Annotated in this window: 19 protein-coding genes; 13 read left to right on the forward strand and 6 right to left on the reverse strand. The window is 35.6% G+C overall.

Features of this window, described 5'->3' with window-relative positions; all coding sequences use genetic code 11:
- Positions 1-22: 22 nt before the first annotated feature.
- From ACJJVJ_RS09275 to clpX, 6 genes are all read left to right on the forward strand, one after another.
- Positions 23-1,273 (forward strand): OmpP1/FadL family transporter, encoded by a 1,251-nt coding sequence (locus ACJJVJ_RS09275; RefSeq protein WP_405369987.1) that lies wholly within the window; start codon positions 23-25, stop codon positions 1,271-1,273.
- A gap of 13 nt (positions 1,274-1,286) precedes the next feature.
- Positions 1,287-2,885, forward strand: a complete 1,599-nt coding sequence (locus ACJJVJ_RS09280) for a G-D-S-L family lipolytic protein (protein WP_104514375.1) — start codon at positions 1,287-1,289, stop codon at positions 2,883-2,885.
- 80 nt (positions 2,886-2,965) lie between these two features.
- Entirely contained in the window at positions 2,966-3,313 is a 348-nt protein-coding gene (locus ACJJVJ_RS09285; protein ID WP_405369988.1) for a phage holin family protein, read from the forward strand.
- Between the two features lie 109 nt (positions 3,314-3,422).
- The gene (tig, locus tag ACJJVJ_RS09290; RefSeq protein WP_405369989.1) at positions 3,423-4,751 is read left to right on the forward strand and encodes a trigger factor; all 1,329 of its coding nucleotides are present in this window, start codon (positions 3,423-3,425) and stop codon (positions 4,749-4,751) included.
- Positions 4,752-4,843: 92 nt separating this feature from the next.
- Complete coding sequence (gene clpP / locus ACJJVJ_RS09295) at positions 4,844-5,518, forward strand: ATP-dependent Clp endopeptidase proteolytic subunit ClpP (protein WP_104514372.1); 675 nt, start codon at positions 4,844-4,846, stop codon at positions 5,516-5,518.
- A 160-nt stretch (positions 5,519-5,678) separates the two neighbouring features.
- Complete coding sequence (gene clpX / locus ACJJVJ_RS09300) at positions 5,679-6,914, forward strand: ATP-dependent Clp protease ATP-binding subunit ClpX (protein WP_405369990.1); 1,236 nt, start codon at positions 5,679-5,681, stop codon at positions 6,912-6,914.
- 57 nt (positions 6,915-6,971) lie between these two features.
- Here clpX and ACJJVJ_RS09305 read toward each other — a convergent pair whose 3' ends face one another.
- Complete coding sequence (locus tag ACJJVJ_RS09305; RefSeq protein ID WP_405369991.1) at positions 6,972-7,325, reverse strand: hypothetical protein; 354 nt, start codon at positions 7,323-7,325, stop codon at positions 6,972-6,974.
- A gap of 72 nt (positions 7,326-7,397) precedes the next feature.
- Here ACJJVJ_RS09305 and ACJJVJ_RS09310 point away from each other — a divergent pair, with 72 nt between their 5' ends.
- A complete protein-coding gene (locus ACJJVJ_RS09310; RefSeq protein ID WP_405369992.1) occupies positions 7,398-8,999 on the forward strand; it encodes an Ig-like domain-containing protein in 1,602 nt (533 codons plus the stop codon).
- On the opposite strand, the gene ACJJVJ_RS09315 is transcribed toward ACJJVJ_RS09310, so the two are convergent.
- The 3 genes from ACJJVJ_RS09315 to ACJJVJ_RS09325 all read right to left on the reverse strand — a co-directional run bounded on the left by ACJJVJ_RS09315 (position 8,986) and on the right by ACJJVJ_RS09325 (position 12,309).
- Positions 8,986-9,762 (reverse strand): nitrilase family protein, encoded by a 777-nt coding sequence (locus tag ACJJVJ_RS09315; protein WP_405369993.1) that lies wholly within the window; start codon positions 9,760-9,762, stop codon positions 8,986-8,988. The two genes, ACJJVJ_RS09310 and ACJJVJ_RS09315, sit on opposite strands and share 14 nt — an antisense overlap.
- Before the next feature lie 90 nt (positions 9,763-9,852).
- A complete protein-coding gene (locus ACJJVJ_RS09320) occupies positions 9,853-11,145 on the reverse strand; it encodes an aminopeptidase P family protein (RefSeq protein ID WP_405369994.1) in 1,293 nt (430 codons plus the stop codon).
- Positions 11,146-11,514: 369 nt separating this feature from the next.
- On the reverse strand, positions 11,515-12,309 hold the full coding sequence (locus ACJJVJ_RS09325; RefSeq protein WP_405369995.1) for a DUF6503 family protein: 795 nt from the start codon (positions 12,307-12,309) through the stop codon (positions 11,515-11,517).
- Positions 12,310-12,477: 168 nt separating this feature from the next.
- Between ACJJVJ_RS09325 and ACJJVJ_RS09330 the strand changes: the two genes are divergently transcribed.
- The 6 genes from ACJJVJ_RS09330 (at position 12,478) to ACJJVJ_RS09355 (ending at position 19,363) form a co-directional block, all read left to right on the forward strand.
- The gene (locus ACJJVJ_RS09330; protein WP_405369996.1) at positions 12,478-15,318 is read left to right on the forward strand and encodes a WD40/YVTN/BNR-like repeat-containing protein; all 2,841 of its coding nucleotides are present in this window, start codon (positions 12,478-12,480) and stop codon (positions 15,316-15,318) included.
- A gap of 18 nt (positions 15,319-15,336) precedes the next feature.
- A complete protein-coding gene (locus ACJJVJ_RS09335; protein WP_405369997.1) occupies positions 15,337-15,726 on the forward strand; it encodes a hypothetical protein in 390 nt (129 codons plus the stop codon).
- Between the two features lie 120 nt (positions 15,727-15,846).
- The gene (locus ACJJVJ_RS09340; RefSeq protein ID WP_405369998.1) at positions 15,847-16,584 is read left to right on the forward strand and encodes a cyclase family protein; all 738 of its coding nucleotides are present in this window, start codon (positions 15,847-15,849) and stop codon (positions 16,582-16,584) included.
- A 9-nt stretch (positions 16,585-16,593) separates the two neighbouring features.
- Positions 16,594-17,214, forward strand: a complete 621-nt coding sequence (locus ACJJVJ_RS09345; protein WP_104514362.1) for a DUF4230 domain-containing protein — start codon at positions 16,594-16,596, stop codon at positions 17,212-17,214.
- A gap of 1 nt (position 17,215) precedes the next feature.
- On the forward strand, positions 17,216-17,584 hold the full coding sequence (locus ACJJVJ_RS09350; RefSeq protein WP_405369999.1) for an MmcQ/YjbR family DNA-binding protein: 369 nt from the start codon (positions 17,216-17,218) through the stop codon (positions 17,582-17,584).
- Entirely contained in the window at positions 17,585-19,363 is a 1,779-nt protein-coding gene (locus tag ACJJVJ_RS09355; RefSeq protein ID WP_405370000.1) for a MutS-related protein, read from the forward strand.
- Positions 19,364-19,379: 16 nt separating this feature from the next.
- On the opposite strand, the gene ACJJVJ_RS09360 is transcribed toward ACJJVJ_RS09355, so the two are convergent.
- Both ACJJVJ_RS09360 and ACJJVJ_RS09365 read right to left on the reverse strand, forming a co-directional pair.
- Entirely contained in the window at positions 19,380-20,057 is a 678-nt protein-coding gene (locus ACJJVJ_RS09360) for a DUF6891 domain-containing protein (RefSeq protein WP_405370001.1), read from the reverse strand.
- Between the two features lie 4 nt (positions 20,058-20,061).
- Positions 20,062-20,601, reverse strand: coding sequence for an RNA methyltransferase (locus ACJJVJ_RS09365; RefSeq protein ID WP_405371245.1), 540 nt, complete (start codon positions 20,599-20,601; stop codon positions 20,062-20,064).
- Positions 20,602-20,710 lie beyond the last annotated feature (109 nt).

The following is a 20,710-nucleotide window of genomic DNA, read 5'->3' on the forward strand; positions in this document are numbered from 1 at the left end:
CTTATACCTCAAACCCTTGATTATGAACAAACTGAAAGTTTTTGTTGTACTTTGTTTGATCTCTACGTTTGCTTATGCAGGTGGATATCGTGTTAGCACACAAAGTAACACGCAATTAGCAATGGGACATACTGGTGTCGCTGTCGTTAATAATGCAGACATCTTATTCTTTAATCCAGCTGGAATAGTACACCTGGAAAACAAATTAAATATAAGCGCCGGTGGTTTCGGTGTATTTTCTGATGTAAAGTACCAAAATCAAGAATTTGGGACCACATTTGAAACAGAAAGTGAAACTAGTACTCCTATTTATCTTTATGCTACTTACAAAGTATCTGAAGATTTTGCTGTAGGTTTAGGTGTCTACACACCTTATGGTAGTAATGTAACATGGCCTACTGATTGGGCAGGATCTCACCTAGTTAATGAAATAGACTTAAGTGCAATTTTTATTCAGCCTACTTTATCTTATCAATTATTTGATAGTGTAAGTATAGGTGGTGGACCTATCCTAGCTATAGGAGCGGTTACATTTAATAGAAACGCAAGTAGAACACTTACCGATGAAGAAGGTGTTCGTTCTAACATTGAAATAGAAGATTCTGGTATTACAGCTTGGGGTTGGTCTGCTGGACTTATGTTTACTCCAGACGATAGATTTACTCTAGGTTTCAACTACCGTTCTTTAATAGACATTAATAGTACAGAAGGTACTGCTACTTTCTCAAACTTCCCTAACAGTTCATTAACTCCTAGTAATGGTGAGACTGGATTTACTGCAACACTTCCTTTACCTGCAGAACTTACTATAGGAATGTCTTATAAATGGGACAAATTACTTCTAGCTTTTGATTACAATAGAACTCTATGGAGTGAATACAACAGTCTAGATCTAGAATTTAGTAATGGTGTTGCCTCTATTAACCCAAGAAACTATAAAGATGCTTCTACATGGAGATTAGGTGCTCAATATGAGTTTACTAAAAAATTAACCGTAAGAGGTGGTTATTACTTTGACGAATCTCCTGTACAATCTGGATTCTTTGCTCCAGAAACACCACGTAATGATTCTAACAACTATACTTTTGGTCTTTCTTACAAAGTAAATTCGAAGTTATCTATTGACACATCATTCCTATTTGTACAATTTAAAGAAATTAATGAATCTTATGATTTCTTTTCTGACACTGGCGCAACTACTACTGCACCATTTGCAGGAACCTACAAATCATCAGCATTTATCGGTGGTCTAGGTATAACTTATAGCATGTAAAAAAAATAAAATAATGAAAAACTTAAATATAAAATTCATTGCTCTTTTTCTTGCAGGTGCTGCAGTAATAGGCTGTGATGACGAATTTGACAACGCTATCGAAGATGGCGGAGTATACACATCTGGAGAAGCAGACTTCTCTAAATTTGTAACTGTAGGAAACTCTTTAACCGCAGGATTTGCAGATAACGCATTGTACCTAAATGGACAATTAAATTCTTACCCTAACATTATTGCAGGTCAAATGCAGTTTGCTGGTGGTGGTGAATTTAATCAACCACTCGTTAATGATAATGCTGGTGGCCTACTTGCCGCTGGGGTACAAATACTACCTAATCGTTTTGTACTAGCGTCTGACGGTAATGGAACTCCTGCTGGACCAGTTGTTCTAGACGCAACTCCTACAACAGATATTACTAACAAAGTAACCGGACCATTAAACAACTTTGGTGTTCCAGGCGCAAGAGTATTTCACCTAGCAGCTCCAGGTTACGGTGCTTTAGCTGGTGTTGCTACAGGTACTGCAAACCCATACTATGCTCGTTTTTCTAGCTCAGAATCTTCTACAGTAATAGATGATGCGATTGCTGCAAACGGAACGTTCTTTACTCTATGGATAGGTAATAATGATATATTAGGATATGCTACTAGCGGTGGGTTAGGTGTTGATAACAACGAATTAAACAACATAGACCCAGCTGCACAAGGAGACAACAGTATAACTAACAATAATGTATTTGCTGCCGTGTACCAACAATTAGTTGCTGGACTTACTGCAAACGGTGCAAAAGGAGCTCTAGTTAACATCCCAGATGTTACTTCTATTCCTTTCTTTACAACGGTACCATTTGCTCCATTAAGCCCTGCAAGCCCTACATTCGGTCCTCAGATACCTACTTTAAACGCAACATTTGCTGGTCTAAATCAAGCGTTTGCATTTTTAGGTGTTCCAGAAAGATCAATTACTTTTTCTCAAACTGCTGCAAGTGCTGTAGTAATTAACGATGAGTCATTAACAGACTTATCTGCACAATTAACGCAAGTTTTAATAGGTGGCGGATTAGACGCTGCTACAGCTACTCTATTCGGACAACAATTTGGTCAGGCAAGACAAGCTAACGCTACAGATTTATTAACTTTTACAAGTCAGACAGTTATCGGTGAGTTAAACGCAGCTCGTTTTGCACAACTTACAGGAGCTGGTTTAGACGCTGCTACTGCTGGACAACTTTCCATTAACGGTGTTACTTTCCCTCTTGAAGACCAGTGGGTACTTACCCAAGATGAGCAAGATAGAATAACAACTGCACAAACTGCATATAACGCAACTATAGAAGCACTTGCTGCTGCAAATGGTCTTGCTTATGTTGACGTTCGTACAGAACTTTCTACAGTAGCTACTACAGGGATTTCTTATAACGGTGGCGTTTTAACTTCTACATATGCTTCAGGTGGTGCTTTTTCACTAGATGGTGTTCACCCTACAGCTAGAGGTTATGCATTAACCGCAAACACTATAATAGATGCTATCAACGCACAATACAGCTCTACTTTACCTAAAGTAGACATAGGTGCTTATGATTCTATTCAACTAAGTGATTCTGCTCAATAAACAGAGCATATAATTTCTATATAAATCTGCTGAAGGCTCGTTCTTCAGCAGATTTTTTATTTTTACACAAATTCTATATTATGAGATTCATTATAAAATTACTTATTACAGCTGCTCTAGTTATGGGACTGGCAGAAATATTACCAGGTATAGGTATCACTAATTATGTAAGCGCCATACTAGTTGCCCTTACCTTATCTATATTAAATTTTATAGTAAAACCCATACTTGTTATACTAACCTTACCTATAACTATAGTCACATTAGGTATATTTCTATTATTTATAAACGTTATCATTATCTACCTAGCAGACTGGTTTGTAGGCGGTTTTACGGTAACAAGTGTATTTTGGGCATTTATATTTTCACTATTACTCGCAGCGGCACGATCTTTTCTCTTTAAATTATTAGACAAAGAAGATAACTAAGAATATCTAACCACCACGTAGGTCAATAGCAATAAGACAAACACTTTGATAACTAGTAAATAAAGCTTAATTTTGCAGCCCAATTTTAACAGCATAAAAAAGTCTTTAAATGAATATAAAACGTACGGACACAGACGCATTAAATGCGACAATTACCATAGAAATTGAAAAGGCAGATTATCACCACCAAGTAGATAACGTACTTGCAACTCACCGCAAGACAGCAAACATACCTGGTTTTAGAAAGGGCCATGTACCTGCTAGCCTTATCAATAAAAAGTACCGCATTCCCGTATTAGTAGAAGAGATCAATAAACTGACTCAATCTCAACTTAATAAATTCATCACCAGTGAAAAAATGAACCTTTTAGGAAACCCACTTCCTAAGGCTCAAGAAGACATTGACTGGGATCAAGACAATTTTACTTTTGAATTTGAAGTAGGTCTAGCTCCAGAATTTGATGTAGATGTAAAAGGTAAAAAAGCCATTACACAGTACGAAATCAAAACTGATGACAAAACTATTAACGACCAAATCGATCGCATACGTGAGCAATATGGTAAGTTAATCGCAAAGAAAGAAGTTGAAGAAGGAAATGAAGTTACTGGAGTTTTTAGAAATGACGAAGAAGAAATCAATTCTGACGCTACATTCTCTACATCAAAAATCAAAGGAAAGACCAATCTTAAGAAATTTGTTGGTGCTAAAGTAGGCGACTCTTTAGAACTTAAAACTAAAGGTCTTTTTAATGATGATCACGATCTAATGAATTTTCTTAAAGTAGAACATGATAAAGCACACGGTCTTGAAATACCTGTAACTTTTGAAATCACTGAAGTTAACGAGCGTGAAAAAGCAGAGCTAAATCAAGAATTCTTTGATAAGCTTTTTGGAAAAGATGTTATCAAGAGTGAAGAAGAACTAGTTGAAAAACTACGTGAAGACGCAGGGAAACAATTTGCTCAACAAACTGATCAGAAATTATTAACAGACGTTACAGAATCACTTATTGAGAACACAAAATTTGATTTACCAGCAGACTTTCTTAAAAGATGGATCGCAAGTAATGGCGAGAATCAATTAACAGAAGAAGAAGCTGCAGCAGAGTACGAGCGTTCTGAAAAAGGATTGAGATACCAACTTATTGAATCTAACATTGTAAAAAACAATGAAGAATTACAATTAAAGTTTGAAGACCTACAAGAATATTCTCGTAAGATGATACGCTTACAAATGGCTCAATATGGTCATACCGGTGCAACTGACGAAGAGGTAGACGGTGTAGTAGCACGTATCATGAGCAATCAAGAAGAAGTAAAACGCATGAGCGAGCAACTTCAAAATGAGAAAATGCTAGATTTCTTCAAAGCAAACGCAAAATTGAAAAAGAAAGAATTGACTTACGAAGACTTCATTAAAGAAGCTTACGAAGCATAATTTATTCCTGTCAATAATTCATATCTTTAGGCGTTGACTATTTTATCAATTAGTTAACGCCTTTTTTATCACTCATATAGTATCATTACAACATGGATATATCTAAAGAATTTGAAAAATTTGCCGTAAAAGATCAAGGAGTAAATCCTATGTATTACGATAAAATTATGGGTAGCATGTACCCAACTAATCTTACTCCTAACATTATAGAAGAGCGCCAGATGAATATCGCGATCTTTGACGTATTCTCACGTTTAATGATGGACCGCATCATTTTCATGGGAACTGGAGTAAACGATCAAGTAGCAAACATTATACAGGCGCAACTGCTTTTCTTAGAAAGTGCAGACGCAAAGAAAGACATACAGATCTACATTAACTCACCAGGTGGTAGTGTTTATGCAGGACTAGGTATATATGACACGATGCAGTTTATAAAGCCAGATGTAGCCACTATCTGTACCGGTATGGCTGCAAGTATGGGAGCTGTTTTATTATGTGCAGGAGCCGAAGGTAAACGTAGTGCTCTACCACACAGTCGTGTAATGATACACCAGGTTTCTAGTGGGGCGCAAGGTCAGGCTAGTGACATAGAGATAACAGCACGTGAGGTTGTAAAACTTAGAGAAGAACTATACACCATCATAGCAAAGCATTCTGGACAGACTTATGATAAAGTCTATGCAGACTCTGACCGTGATTACTGGATGAAAGCTGATGAGGCTAAGGCATACGGTATGATCGATGAAGTATTAAGAAGAGACTAAGAACGTTTCTTGCAATAAAATTGTGGTTATTCCGCTTTCGCGAAAGCGGAAACCACAACACTTAAACTGCCTATATTAAAATTAAGAATCGCATTTCTAACTTTATAGAAAAACGACTCCTATCTAAAAGGACACAAACTATCGTGTCAAAAACAGAAATATGAGTAAAGAACAACTAGAATGTAGCTTTTGTGGACGCAATAAAGCAGAAACTAATTTGCTTATTGCAGGACTGGACGCACATATTTGTGACCGCTGTATAGAGCAGGCTCATGGAATAGTTCTCGAAGATACTACAGTCGATAAACCTGGAGTTTCTAGTGCAGAATTAGAACTTAAAAAACCTAAAGCTATAAAAGCTTTTCTTGATGAATACATCATAGGGCAAGAGTTCACTAAAAAAGTAATGTCTGTAGCGGTTTATAACCATTATAAAAGATTATTACAAAAAAATACCGATGACGATGTAGAGATACAAAAATCTAACATCATGATGGTAGGGCAAACAGGAACCGGTAAAACACTTATTGCAAAAACAATTGCAAAAATGTTGAACGTGCCTCTTGCCATAGTAGATGCAACGGTACTTACTGAGGCTGGATATGTAGGAGAAGATGTAGAAAGTATCTTAACTCGATTATTACAGGCAGCAGACTATAATCTTGAAAAAGCACAAACAGGAATCGTTTTTATAGACGAGGTAGATAAAATTGCTCGCAAGAGTGATAACCCATCTATTACAAGAGATGTGTCTGGAGAAGGTGTACAACAAGGACTTCTTAAATTACTAGAAGGAACTGTGGTAAACGTACCGCCTAAAGGTGGACGTAAACATCCCGATCAGAAATTTATCGAGGTAAATACAGAGAACATCTTGTTTATCGCAGGTGGTGCCTTTGACGGTATTGAAAAAGTAATACGTAAGCGATTAAACATGCAGGCAGTAGGTTTCAGCGCGAGTATGTCTAACGATGGGGTTGTAGAAAAAGATAATCTTTTACAATATATTATACCTAAAGACATTAAAGATTTTGGGATGATTCCAGAAATCATAGGTCGTTTACCTGTATTAACGTACATGAATCCGCTAGACGCAAATACGTTAAGAGCTATACTTACAGAGCCTAAAAATGCCATAGTAAAACAATACAAAAAATTGTTTGACATGGATGATATTGATTTTACCATCACCGACGATGCGCTTACCTATATAGTAGAAAAGGCTATTGAGTATAAGCTAGGAGCTCGTGGACTACGTTCTTTATGTGAAGCTATACTAACAGATGCCATGTTCGACATGCCAGGTGGAGATACTAAAGAATTAGTTGTTACGAAAGAGTATGCTGCGTCTAAATTAGACAAAAGCGCTATTCAAAAATTAAAAGCAGTGAGTTAAACCACTTCATTAATTTATCATATAAAATCCCTTTGTTATTTAATGCAAAGGGATTTTTTATTTTAAGCTGGTAGTTAAATCAACTTCTCCATTACTTATGTATTCACGAAAATCTTGATCTTTATATGTATATGCATTAATAGTAAAACTAAGAAATGCACCTTTGGGAAAAGTTAATTGATAGGTTCCATCCCTATTTGTTTTAACAGATTTAATCACACTGCCTTCATAACTTTCATCTGGACTATTACCATAATACCAGCATTCCATATTAATAGTAGCATTGTGCACCGGTAAATTTGTTTTACCATCGAGCACTACTCCATTCACCTCAACATCATCCACATCACTAGCGCACCTCCATAAATTTAAGAAGGTAAAAGCGAGAACAAAAAGAGTAGAAAATTTCATAAATAGCAAAATTAAAACTTAATAGACCTAATTTAAAACAATCATCTTAAATTGCACACGTTAAATATACCAGTGAAAAAACATCTCTTAAATATACTCGCAGTTCTATTAATAGCCATCACACTAGTTCAATGTGCAAAAAAAGGCTCACCTACAGGTGGTCCAGTGGATGAAAAGCCACCAGTAATATTACGTATGTATCCAGATAATTATACTCGTAATTTCAAGAATCGCATTATCGAGATAGAATTTGACGAATTTGTAAAACTTAATGATTTACAAAAACAACTGGTTATATCACCACCTTTAAAAACGCGTCCTACTATTACACCACAGGGAACTCCATCGAGAAAAATAACTATAGAGATTACCGACACATTAAAAGATAATACTACTTATGTTTTCAATTTTGGACAAAGTATAGTAGACAACAATGAAGGGAATCCATATCCATTTTTTAAATACGTTTTCAGTACTGGGACCGTGATAGACTCCTTAACCTTAAAAGGTAAAATAACTGATGCCTTAAATTATGAGGCAGAAGAGTTTGTAAACGTTTTGCTATATGAAGTAAATGAAGAATATACAGATAGTATCATATATAAAGAACAACCGCGATATGTTCTAAACACCCTAGACAGTCTGACTACCTTTACTATGGAAAACCTTAAAGAAGGTACTTACAAAATGGTAGCTCTCAAAGAAGAGAATTACGATTTACGTTTTGATGTAACAAGAGATAAAATAGGCTTTATAACAGAACATATAACTATTCCTAGTGATAAAGTTTATGAACTTAACATGTACCAGCAAGAACTAGATCCTAGCATTAAAAAAATCACACAGCAAGCTCCATCTAGACTATATGTAGGTTATACAGGTAACGTAGACGATTTAAAAATAGAACCTACTAACAAATTACTAATTTCCAAAAGTCGCTTAACACAATTAGAAAAGAAAGATACTTTACAATACTGGTATCAGCCAGTAATTAAGCAAGATTCTGTTATGATAAGTACAACAGTTTCAAATCAAGAAGAAGAATTTAAAGTACGTTTAAAAGAACTTTCAAAAGATACTTTGAGCATTAAGAAAGGAAATGATTTCTCACTAAATAAACCATTTACCTTTTCAGCATCTACTCCTATAGAGAAGGTAGACACCAGTTTTATGAAACTTATTGATAAAGATAGCCTTCAAGTATCTTTTACTACAAGATTAGACAGTCTTAAAAACAATGCCATTGTAGACTTTGAAAGAAAAGAGTCTCAAAAATATAATCTAACCCTATTACCAGGTGCTGTAACAGATTTTTATGGTGAGAAAAACACAGATACTTTAAGCTATAATTTTAACACAGTAAAATCAACATCTTTAGGTAATATAAGTGTTACTATAAATAATACAGGAGAATTCCCTATTCTTATTCAAATTACAAAAAAAGATTTGAGTATAGAATTACAACAGTCAGTTGATAAGAATGGAACTTATAACTTCTTCTATCTTAACCCTGGAAATTATTATATAAGAGTCGTTTATGACACTAACCGAAATGGCAAATATGATGCAGGTAATTTCTTAAAAGGCATACAACCAGAAAAGGTAGTTTACCATCCTGAAGTAGTAGAATTAAAACCTAATTGGGACAGGGTTTACAACCTCAATTTAAAGTAAATTGATCTCTATCTTCTAAAAAGCGCAACTTAGAACGGTATTTCTCAATTTGAGATTTATGAATCTCCATAGTTTGTATTCCTTCTTCTTCCCAAGGTTGATTAAGTAATTCATTACCTAAAACATCATAAACTTGAGAGTGTCCGTTATAATCCATTCCTGTACCATCTTTTCCTACTCGGTTCACACCTATGCAATAACTCATATTTTCAATGGCACGAGCTTTTAATAAAGCATCCCAAGCGTTTATTCTAGGTACAGGCCAGTTAGCAACATATAACAACACGTCGTAATTACTAGTATTTCTTGCAAAAACAGGAAAACGCAAGTCGTAACAGATTTGCAGATTAAATTTCCAACCTAGATATTCGGCTACTACGGTTTTTCCACCTTTCTCGTACACCTCATGCTCACCAGCAAGTGTAAACGTGTGTCTTTTATCATAAATGGTAGAAGATCCATCAGGACGCATGAAAATACCGCGGTTTACAAATTTATCTCCTAATTGAAACATGACACTTCCATAAATAGCAAAACCACCTCTTATTGCATGGTCTTTTAAATAATCGATAACACCAGAGTCACAAGCAAGACCATCAGGCTTCATAGAAAAACCTGTAGTAAACATCTCAGGAAGCACTACTAAATCTGTTTTTCCATTGAGTGACTCCATCTTCTTAGAAAAATTCTTCAAATTTTGTTTTGGATTTTCCCAAACCAGAGAAGTCTGAATAATCGATGTTTTTAAAATATCCTTTTTCATGAGTCTGTTTTAAATTAAAAAAAATAGGCAGCACTATTTAAAGAACTGCCTATAATATTGTGTTAGATAATGAATGTAAATACTATAAAATTAAGCGTTCATTATATCTTCTATTTCTTCTGCTTCTATAGGAATATCTCTCATAAGATTAAATGGTGCACCACTATTATTGATAACCACGTCATCTTCTAGTCGTATACCAAATCCTTCTTCTGGAATATAAATACCAGGTTCTACCGTAAATACATTTCCTGCTTGCATAGGCTCCCATAAAATACCATAATCATGAGTATCTAGACCCATGTGGTGAGACGTACCGTGCATAAAGTATTTCTTATATGCTGGCCAGTTAGGGTCTTCGTTTGCAACATCTGCCTTATCGATAAGACCTAGTTCTAGAAGTTCTTTGGTCATTATCTTACCTACCTCTACATGATATTCTTTCCACAAAGTACCTGGCACAAGCATTTTAGTCGCGTCATTCTTTACTCTTAATACCGCGTTGTACACCTGTTTCTGTCTATCTGTAAAACGACCATTTACTGGTATAGTTCTAGACATATCACTTGCATAATTAGCATACTGTGCACCAGCATCGATAAGAATTAAATCGCCATTCTTGCATTCTTGATTGTTTTCTATATAGTGCAGTACGTTTGCATTATTACCACTCGCAATGATAGGCGTGTAGGCAAAACCATCACTACGGCTTCTTATAAATTCATGTAAAAACTCTGCCTCTACCTCATACTCCATGACACCAGGCTTCACAAAATCTAATACACGACGGAAACCTGCATTAGTAATATCACAAGCCTTCTGGATTAAATCTATCTCGATTTGATCTTTAACCGCTCTTAAACGTTGCATAATCGGTGCAGACTTTGCATAATTGTGCGCTGGGTATTGCGCTTTGGTTTTTTTAATAAATCGATCTTCACGACTTTCTAATTCTACAGACTGGCGGTAATGCTCATTAGTATTAAAATAGATGGTATCGCATTGCGTCATCATTTCAAAAAACTTCTTATCAAAATCACTTAACCAGTATACAGTTTTTATACCTGTTACTTCAGTCGCTTTTTCTTTAGTCAGTTTTTCACCTTCCCATACAGCAATGTGCGCGTTAGTTTCCGTAACAAAAAGCACTTCTTTATGCGCTGGATCTGGACTATCTGGAAAAAGAACTAAAATAGTATTCTCTTGATCTGCACCACTTAGATAGAATATATCGCGGTGTTGTTTAAACGGCAGCGTACTATCAGCTCCTGTTGTAAAAACATCGTTAGAATTAAAAACAGCTAGACTAGACGGCTTCATTTTGGCCATGAAGTTCTTACGGTTTTTAATAAAAAGAGCCGGATTTATAGGATGATATTTCATATGTAAAATCTATAATTGAGTTAGGATAATGGTTCTTATACCGCTTTCGCGAAAGCGGAACTACAACCTACCGCAAGGTAAGAATAGCTCTATAGACGGCAAAGAAAACTAGAATTCATTAACAACACAATCTCCCTTTCTTTTTAAGAATTACAAGAAAGATTAAGAACGTTTCTTTTTACGATTTTTAATAAAAGTAACTACTAAAAGTAGTACAATAACAATGGTAACACCGATGATAAAATATCTTGCAACTTCCATGATATAAGTAATTTTGATTAGTCTTCTAAATTTATAGAAAAACTAGCGATAAAAAAAGCCCTGTTCCTTAGCTTAAGAAACAGGGCTTTAAAATATTTTAAACTCTATCTAGTCTACATAAACACCGTTCTCAGGTTTTGCATATGTTGCTGTATCCATATTACCGCCGTCTATATCTATGCTCTTAAATTCTCTTACTTTACCAGCAGGCACCGTAGGTTTGTTGTTTTCTACTTTATACCAAGTAAGTTGTGTAGGTAACAATAAACCGTTTACCTCATTCCACTCATTATAGTTCACAAAGTTAAATTTATCTGACTTACCTCTATTACCAGCAGTAACTGTATAAGCTAGCCATGTCATTTTTTTAGTTTCTGGGTGGTAAAACATTAGGTAATTATCATCTGGCGAGTCTCCTACTGCAGCTTCAAATCCAACCTTAATACCAGGATAAGTAACTCCATCAAATTCTAGTGGTTCTACATCTTCATACACAATACCACTATCTGCAAGTAAGAAAGGCATAGAGTAGAAATAGAACATTAAATTATGATAGAATTTTGCTCTAGCTTCTGGAAAATAAGCACTATCCTGTGCGATCCACACTTTACCGTCTAGAGAACCTATGGTATGAGTAGGTGATTTTACCACTATATCTCTAGTCTGCACATCTGCAATAGTTTCTGTTTCATCTAGAGAGTAAGTAAGACTTCTCATTTCAGACCATTTTTGAAGTCCACCATGTGCAGCAAGAACATCTTTTAATCCCTGAGGATATCTAGATAGGTCTACCATAGTTTTTTCTACAACGGTTTCTTTTTCTACAGAAACTTCTTTCTTCTCTTCGGTCTTGCAAGACACCATCAATGTCCCTACAAATAAAGCTAGTATTATTTTTTTCATCTGCGGAAAATAAATAAAGAGTATCACGATTATGTTAGGGATATTATAAAATTAAGTTAGAAGAAAACTACCCTAGAAAAAATTATTATATTCTTGTGGTAAGGAATTATATGGATTAAAACTATAACTCAAAGTCCTTATCTTTAAACGCCACTTAAAAAACACTTCATGAAAAAGCTCTTGTCTTTTCTATTTATCAGTTCTTCTATCTTCACTTTTGCACAAAATCCAGTTGCCACAAGCGGTACAGATGTGCAAAGTAGTCTAGATAAAAAAGAGCAACTGTCGCAATCTTCTCCTTTTAAAAACCTAGAATTTAAAAACATAGGACCTACAGTAATGTCTGGTCGTGTAGTAGATATAGACATTAACCCAGCAGACCCAACAGAAATGTTAGTCGCATATGCCAGTGGCGGTTTATGGTATACTAATAATAACGGTACTAGCTTTACTCCCATTATGGATAATGCTAGCACAATTAATCTAGGTGATATCGCTGCAGACTGGACTTCTAAAACCATATGGGCAGGAACAGGAGAAAACAACTCTAGCCGTAGTAGTTATGCCGGTATAGGTTTACTTAAATCTACCGATTGGGGTAAAACATGGAGCAAGCGCATGCTTACAGACTCTCAACATATAGGGCGTATTTTAATAGATCCTAAAAATACCGACCATGTAGTCGTTGCCGTAACTGGTCCGTTATATTCAGTAAGTGATAATCATGGTATTTACACTACTCAAGATGGTGGTACAACTTGGGATAAAACTCTTTTTGCAACCAGTACTGCAGGTTTTATAGATCTAGCGACAGCACCAGATAATTTTAATATTATGTATGCTGCCAGCTGGGAGAAAAATCGCAAAGCATGGAATTTTGATGGAAATGGAACGGCAAGTGCCATTTATAAAAGTACCGATGCTGGAAAAAACTGGATTAAAATCACTACAGAGGCAAGTGGTTTTCCTGTAGGAAGTGGAACAGGCCGCATAGGACTAGCTGTCTATGATGAGAACACCGTATACGCTATTCATGATTCCCAATTTAGAAGACCTGCTCAAAAAACAGATTCTAAAAAATCGACTAGAAATCAACTTTCTAAAAACGATTTTACATCGATGTCCAAAGATGACTTCTTACAACTAGATGATAAAAAACTAAACACCTTTTTAAAACAAAACGGTTTTCAAGAAAAGTACCGCGCCCAAAACGTAAAAAACATGGTACGTGCAGGAGATGCTACTCCTATGGATGTTGCAAAATATCTTGAAACGGCAAACACACAGCTTTTTGACACACCTGTAAAGGGCGCCGAATTGTATCGTTCTAATGATGGTGGTAAGACATGGAATAAGACTCATGAAGGACAGATAGATGGCGTTTTTTATAGCTATGGATACTATTTTGCACAGGTACGTGTAGACCCTAGCGATGTAAATCACCTTTACGTTATGGGCGTACCGATTATTAAATCTGTAGATGGCGGTAAGAACTGGATCAACATTTCAAGAGAAAACGTGCATGCAGACCATCATGCTTTATGGGTAAATCCTAATAAACGTGGTCATATTATTAACGGTAACGACGGTGGACTTAACATCTCTTATGATGATGGTGAGACGTGGATTAAAAACAATTCACCTAGTGTAGGTCAGTTCTACTCTATTAATTACGACACAGAAAAACCGTATAATATTTATGGTGGTTTACAAGATAACGGCGTTTGGGTAGGCGCGCACAACGCAAGAGAAAACAGAGCATGGCAACAAAGAGGTCACTACCCATGGGAAACCATTATGGGTGGCGATGGTATGCAGGTTCAAATAGACGCTAGAAATAGCGACATCGTTTATACCGGATACCAGTTTGGTAACTATTATAGAATAAATCGCGATTCTGGAAAACGCACTTACATACAACCCAAACATGAATTAGGAGAATCTCCATACCGTTTCAACTGGCAAACTCCTATTCTATTAAGCTCACACAATCAGGATATCCTTTATTTAGGTAGCAATAAATTACACCGTTCTATGAACAATGGTACAGACTGGACCGCTATCTCACCAGACCTTACCCAAGGTGGTAAAGAAGGAAATGTAGCTTATGGAACCATAACAACCATTAGTGAATCTCCATTTCAATTCGGATTAATTTACACAGGCTCAGATGACGGTTTAGTACAACTTACTCAAGATAGCGGTGCTACCTGGAAAAGCGTTAAAGGCAACTGGCCGGCAAACTTATGGATAAGTCGTGTCGTTGCTTCTCAACATAAAAAAGAACGTGTTTATGTGACCTTAAACGGTTATCGATTTGATGATTTCACTACCTACGTTTTCATGAGTGATGATTATGGAACTACTTGGAAAAACATAGGCAACAACATTCCTACTTCATCTGTAAACGTGATTATTGAACATCCTAAAAGTAAGAATACTCTCTTTGTAGGAACAGATAATGGTAGTTACATAAGTACAGACAGTGGAGCAAATTGGGACATTTTAAATAACGGTATGCCACCAGTTGCCGTTCACGATATGAAAATACAACCAGTTGCAAATGATCTATTGATCGGTACGCACGGTCGTTCTATTTATACTGCAAATTTAGATGCACTTGCATTGATGAATAATGATGGTTTCGCTTTCGCGAAAATCGACAAAACCAGAGCCTCGTCTAGATATGGATCACAAGGATTTATGTGGAGCAAAGGACCAGAACCTGCTATAAAACTTTCTTACTACACTCCTATGGCTGGAAAAGTAAAAATAGAAGTGCTCAATAAAGATGGAAAAACCATTTATGAAGATGCTAGCATGAGTTCTATTGGTCTTAACTTCTACACTTATAATGGCACTATAGGAGAATATGCTGTGAAAAGATTTGACAAAGAAAACAGACCAGTAAAAGCACAAAACGGAAAGTATTATTTGCCTAAAGGAGTCTATTCTGTTAAGTTAAGTGGTAGTGGTGGAAACGCTAGTCAGGAGTTAGTAGTGGAGTAAAGTATTTGTTTTTCTAAAATGACAAAAAAAGAGATCGATCACATTATTAAGAAAGAATCTGGTACTGTTTTACTAGTAAAAGATTCAGGGCAAACCTTTTTTGAGGCAATTCTTAATAATTGGATCTCCTTTCTTTCTGTTCTATATTTTTTAAGTCAAAAGAAACTTAACTATCTCGTTTTAACTGAAAAAAGAATAATTTTAATCATTAGAAATAAAGTTTCTAATGAGTACACTCTATCTGATTTTGAAACTATAAATTATAATGGGATAAAAAGCGTTTTAGAAATAACTGATGCAAATCAACAGCTTTCAATTCCTCTAACTAAATTAAAGATAAGTTACGAAGAGTCTAAGATTTTAAAACATCAACTATCAGAGTTTTTAATTCGTAAAAAAACGATGTAGAATCACTCAGTTATCGAAATGTAAATTAATAAGTTATATATGAAATATTACTTTCTATTACTTACCATTGTATTGACTAGTTGCGTAGAACAAAATAAGTCTGAACCACAAATATCATTTATGAAAACAACCATACAGCTAGAAAAAGAGCAAGTATCTATAGATCTTTCAAAACCACATGATATTAGTCTAGCGGTACAAAATAATGCAGGTGTAGGTGCGTGGTACATCGATCAACCGGTCATTAAACATGTTGAGGTAGATGGATATGTGGGGAATGTAAAATTGGGTGGCTCGACTAATTTTAATGACGTTAATTTTAATCCGCATAGTCATGGAACACATACGGAATGTATTGGGCACATTACAGAAGAGTTTCATAGTGTGAATAATGCTCTAGACGGTACATTTTTTAAAGCGCAATTGATAAGTGTAAGACCTCAAGAAACAGATGGCGATCTAGTAATTAATGAATCGGTAACAACTCCTCTAGCTGCTGGAATAAAGGCTGTGATCTTGCGTACCATGCCTAATCCAGAAAGTAATAAGAGTAAGAATTATTCTAATAGCAACCCACCGTATGTAGATGCTGGATTAATGTTACGCTTTCGCGAAAGCGGAATCCAACACATTCTAATAGATTTACCTAGTGTGGACAAAGAAAAAGATAATGGTGCGTTACTTGCACATAAAGAATTTTGGAATTTTAATGGTGAGCAACGACTAGACGCTACTATCACCGAGTTGATTTATGTACCTGATGTGATAAAAGACGGCTTTTACATGCTAGATCTTCAAGTAGCGCCTATAGAAAATGATGCTGCACCTTCTCGTCCTATTCTCTACGAGATATTGTAACTTTGATTTATGGAATTATTATTTTTTCTCGGACTGGCATTAGGAGCAGTCGCTTCATTTTTTATTTTTAAATTCTTTTTTAAAAATAGCAAAAAAGAAAACACACGCGAGCAGAGTGTTGTTCTTATGGAGAAAATACGCTCGGTTTGTAAATTTATAACCGTAGAAGGAGATTTTTCTGAAATCTACCACTATCAAAATGTAAAAGACAAAATTGCCAACTTTCTATTAGGGAAGAAAAAAGCCATTATCTTAATTAATGCAAAGGCACATATAGGTTTTGATCTTACTAAAATAGAAATGGATAGCGATCCTGAGAGAAAAACGATTGTTCTTAAGAACTTTCCGCAACCGCAAATTTTGAGTATAGAAACCGATTTTAGTTACTATGACAAGTCAGAAGGATGGGCAAATTATTTTACCAGCGACGACCTTACTGAGGTAACACGCAATGCAAAGCAACACATTATCGATAAAGTACCAGAAAGCGGCCTTATGGAACAAGCTCGTAAAGAAGCTATTCTTGCTATTAAAATGATGGAAGGACTCGCAGCAACTATAGGCTGGACTCTAGATTATAATGCCTTAGTTTTAGAAAAACACGAGGAGACTAAAAAACTAGATTCATAAGATGGAAATAGACCAACTTAGGGACTACTGTCTTTCTAAAAAAGGAGCTACAGAAGAGTTCCCCTTTGACGAGGTGACCTTAGTTTTTAAGGTAATGAATAAGATGTTTTGTCTCGTTGGTCTTGAAAAATGGGAACGTGGAGAAAAAACTATAAATCTTAAATGCGATCCTGACAAAGCCATAGAGTTAAGAGAGCAATATGATGGCACTGTAATAGGTGGTTTTCATTCTAATAAAAAACACTGGAATACCATATACACAGACCGTGATATGCCGCGAGAAGAACTGCAACAATGGATAGATCACAGTTATGATCTAGTCGTTGCAAAACTGACTCGCAAAGACAAAGAACTTTTAAAAAACAGCTAATTGGATTCAAAACTCCACACCTTTTATAACGAGCGCATTGCTCAATTTACAGACTCTAGCAACCGTTTACAAAATCAATTGCGCTTATCTAGCACGATACGGTTTCTAGTATTTATAGGTGGTTGTGCTGCCGTTTATTTACTTTTTGATTACTGGCAATATGCCTTATTAGCAGCATTTGTAATATTTGGTATCTTTCTATTTTTAGTTTCTAGACATGAGAATTTAAAACGCAAGCGCGATTTTCAAATAGCATTAAGAGATATTAATGGTAAGGAATTACAAATTCTAGATCGTGATTTTCATGGTTTTCCCGATGGTAAAGAATTTCTAACAGAAGATCATGAATATGGTCGTGATATTGATTTATTCGGTGCAGGGTCTATATTTCAATACCTCAATAGAAGTGTTACTAAAGATGGAATTAAATCACTTGCTCATAAACTAAACAGCAACGACATCTCTCAAATAGAGAAAAAACAAGGCGCTGTAAAAGAACTAGCAAACAAGGTAGATTTTAGACAAGAATTTTGGGCAACAGCTACATTGCTTGATAATGAACGCAATCCCAAATCGATGTTAGAATGGGTAAAAGGCTATGAACCTTTTGTCCCTAAGATATTCTCCTGGTTGTGCTGGTTATGGTTAGCGCTAAGTATATCGACATTTGCTCTATACTTCTACGATCTAGTTACTGGTTATGTGCCATCTGTAGTGTTTTTTGCAGGTTTAGGAATTACAGGTAAATACATTAAAAGAATCACTGCTTTTTCTGGTAACATAAGTAGTCTAGAATTATTTTTTAGTCAGTACAGTCAGTTAATTCTCGCGATAGAAAATGAAAATTTTGAAAGTGAATTGTTAGTAGAATTGAAGTCAAAAATAACAACCGATGGAGCGCCGGCTTCAGAACGTTTTTATGAACTAGCAAAATCCATAGGAAGACTGGACCAAAGAAACAACATGCTTTTTGGTGTTATGGCAAATGGTCTGGGACTTTGGGATTTAAAACAAGTACATACCATAGAAAACTGGCTACAAGAAAACGCGAGTCATATAGAAAACTGGTTACAAGCCGCTGCAGAGATAGATGCAATGAGCTCGCTAGGTAACTTTGCTTACAACCATCCTGACTTTACCTATCCTAAAATCGTATCAGGTGATTTTCAATTAAAAGCGACAGAGGCACATCACCCTTTGTTAGATCCTAATAAGTCCATAGGTAACAACATAGACATATCCTCTGGTGAGTTCTTTATCATTACCGGTGCAAACATGGCTGGAAAAAGTACCTTCTTACGAACTGTATCTATGAAAATAGTACTCTCTAACGTAGGCTTACCTGTACGCGCTAAAGAAGCGACTTATAGCCCGATTAAGCTGATTACAAGCATGAGAACCAGCGATTCTTTAACAGATGATGAATCGTACTTCTTTAGCGAATTAAAACGTCTTAAATATATAGTTGATAAAATAGAAACCGATCGGTATTTTATTGTTCTTGATGAGATTCTTAAAGGAACTAACAGTCAGGATAAAGCTAACGGTTCTCGCAAGCTTATTGAAAAACTCTCTAGAAAACATGCGACAGGAATTATCGCTACACACGATTTAAGCCTTACTGAAGTAGCAAATGAATACGATACCATTTCCAACTATTTCTTTGACGCAGACATCACTAATGACGAGCTCACCTTTGACTACAAATTTAAAGATGGTATTGCTACTAATATGAATGCGAGTTTCTTGTTGAGGAAAATGGGGATTGTGGATGAGTAGATATTAAAAATATCTTTTACCAAAATTTCCAAAAAGGTTTTTGACGGTCTTTTGGTTTCAACTCCACTTCTTGTTTCGGATAAGAATTACCTTCTTCAAGGTTATAATCTGTTCCATCATAAGTCTTCTGCCAGAGAAAATTATTAATTGCTATACGTTGATCAACAGAGTTATTCCAGCTGGTTTCAAAACCAACAGCTTGAAGCTCTTTAATAATTAACTGTCCAATTATAATAGCTTCTTGTTCGTTACTTTCTTTACTGTAAAAACCTATATGTAATGTGCCCATGTTATCGATCACACCAGTAATATCTTGTTCATTATAGAAACAATATCCTTTGAGCAAGTAGCCTAAATCACTAAGTTCTTCTAATAGCACGCAACAATCATAATCTCCGTCTTGCTTAGTAAAACCAGCATGATGTAAACAACTTACCACACCTAATTTTCTAAGAGAATTAAAGGCTTTTACTAGTTTCTGAAAGTCTGTAGGCTCACTCCATTCTAAACTTCTATTTTCATGAAGTTTCATTTCATTAGAAACAACAGAACTAAGCCAACTAGGCTCTATGGTAAAACCATCATATGTAAATAGATCCCATACCCTTTCATAAATATCTTCGTGACTATAAAATCCTATGCTTACATCTTCCTGTATGTTTTCCAGAATTTGAGATTTTAAGCCTTCTTCCATCTAATTACTTTCTTAACAAACTAATCTTATTAAAGACATCGTAGATAACAATACCGGCACAAACTGATATGTTTAAACTGTGTTTAGTACCATATTGATCTAGCTCTATGACTTCCTTACACGCGTCTACTACTTCTTGCTGTACACCTTTTACCTCGTTACCGAGAACAATGGCTACCTTATCACCTTTTGATGGTGAGAAATTATAAAGGTTTTGCGAGCGCTCTGCTTGTTCTATTGCACAGGTTGTGTAACCTTGCTCATTGAGCCTGTTTACTATATCCACAGTATCTTCTACATATTCCCATTCTATGGTTTCAGTAGCTCCTAAGGCCGTTTTTCTAATGTCTTTATGAGGTGGTTGTGCAGTGATTCCACATAAATAAATTTTTTCAACACGATAAGCATCTGCACTACGGAAAACGGAACCGATGTTATTTAAACTACGCACGTTATCTAAGACAATTATCAAAGGTGTTTTATCACTTTCTTTAAAACCTTCTGTAGTAAGGCGATCTAGTTCTTCGTTAAGTAGTTTTCTCATCATGTGTCAAAGGTAAGAAGTTGTATTTTCTTTCTAGAAACTTTATTTAGGTAATGGCATTAAAGTTATTCCGCTTTCGCGAAAGCGGAACACAAAAAAAAAGGATAGC

Origin of the sequence: Nonlabens sp. Asnod2-A12 (assembly GCF_045063745.1) — a bacterium.
Taxonomy (GTDB): Bacteria; Bacteroidota; Bacteroidia; order Flavobacteriales; family Flavobacteriaceae; genus Nonlabens; species Nonlabens xylanidelens.

What these genes read in the sequence shown, in the direction of transcription:
- ACJJVJ_RS09320 (WP_405369994.1), bottom strand. Translation starts at nt 11,145, where the DNA reads ATGAAATATCATCCTATAAATCCGGCTCTTTTTATTAAAAACCGTAAG.
- ACJJVJ_RS09350 (WP_405369999.1), top strand. Translation starts at nt 17,216, where the DNA reads ATGGAAATAGACCAACTTAGGGACTACTGTCTTTCTAAAAAAGGAGCT.
- ACJJVJ_RS09345 (WP_104514362.1), top strand. Translation starts at nt 16,594, where the DNA reads ATGGAATTATTATTTTTTCTCGGACTGGCATTAGGAGCAGTCGCTTCA.
- ACJJVJ_RS09330 (WP_405369996.1), top strand. Translation starts at nt 12,478, where the DNA reads ATGAAAAAGCTCTTGTCTTTTCTATTTATCAGTTCTTCTATCTTCACT.
- ACJJVJ_RS09280 (WP_104514375.1), top strand. Translation starts at nt 1,287, where the DNA reads ATGAAAAACTTAAATATAAAATTCATTGCTCTTTTTCTTGCAGGTGCT.
- ACJJVJ_RS09305 (WP_405369991.1), bottom strand. Translation starts at nt 7,325, where the DNA reads ATGAAATTTTCTACTCTTTTTGTTCTCGCTTTTACCTTCTTAAATTTA.
- tig (WP_405369989.1), top strand. Translation starts at nt 3,423, where the DNA reads ATGAATATAAAACGTACGGACACAGACGCATTAAATGCGACAATTACC.
- clpX (WP_405369990.1), top strand. Translation starts at nt 5,679, where the DNA reads ATGAGTAAAGAACAACTAGAATGTAGCTTTTGTGGACGCAATAAAGCA.
- clpP (WP_104514372.1), top strand. Translation starts at nt 4,844, where the DNA reads ATGGATATATCTAAAGAATTTGAAAAATTTGCCGTAAAAGATCAAGGA.
- ACJJVJ_RS09340 (WP_405369998.1), top strand. Translation starts at nt 15,847, where the DNA reads ATGAAAACAACCATACAGCTAGAAAAAGAGCAAGTATCTATAGATCTT.
- ACJJVJ_RS09360 (WP_405370001.1), bottom strand. Translation starts at nt 20,057, where the DNA reads ATGGAAGAAGGCTTAAAATCTCAAATTCTGGAAAACATACAGGAAGAT.
- ACJJVJ_RS09285 (WP_405369988.1), top strand. Translation starts at nt 2,966, where the DNA reads ATGAGATTCATTATAAAATTACTTATTACAGCTGCTCTAGTTATGGGA.
- ACJJVJ_RS09325 (WP_405369995.1), bottom strand. Translation starts at nt 12,309, where the DNA reads ATGAAAAAAATAATACTAGCTTTATTTGTAGGGACATTGATGGTGTCT.
- ACJJVJ_RS09275 (WP_405369987.1), top strand. Translation starts at nt 23, where the DNA reads ATGAACAAACTGAAAGTTTTTGTTGTACTTTGTTTGATCTCTACGTTT.
- ACJJVJ_RS09365 (WP_405371245.1), bottom strand. Translation starts at nt 20,601, where the DNA reads ATGAGAAAACTACTTAACGAAGAACTAGATCGCCTTACTACAGAAGGT.
- ACJJVJ_RS09335 (WP_405369997.1), top strand. Translation starts at nt 15,337, where the DNA reads ATGACAAAAAAAGAGATCGATCACATTATTAAGAAAGAATCTGGTACT.
- ACJJVJ_RS09315 (WP_405369993.1), bottom strand. Translation starts at nt 9,762, where the DNA reads ATGAAAAAGGATATTTTAAAAACATCGATTATTCAGACTTCTCTGGTT.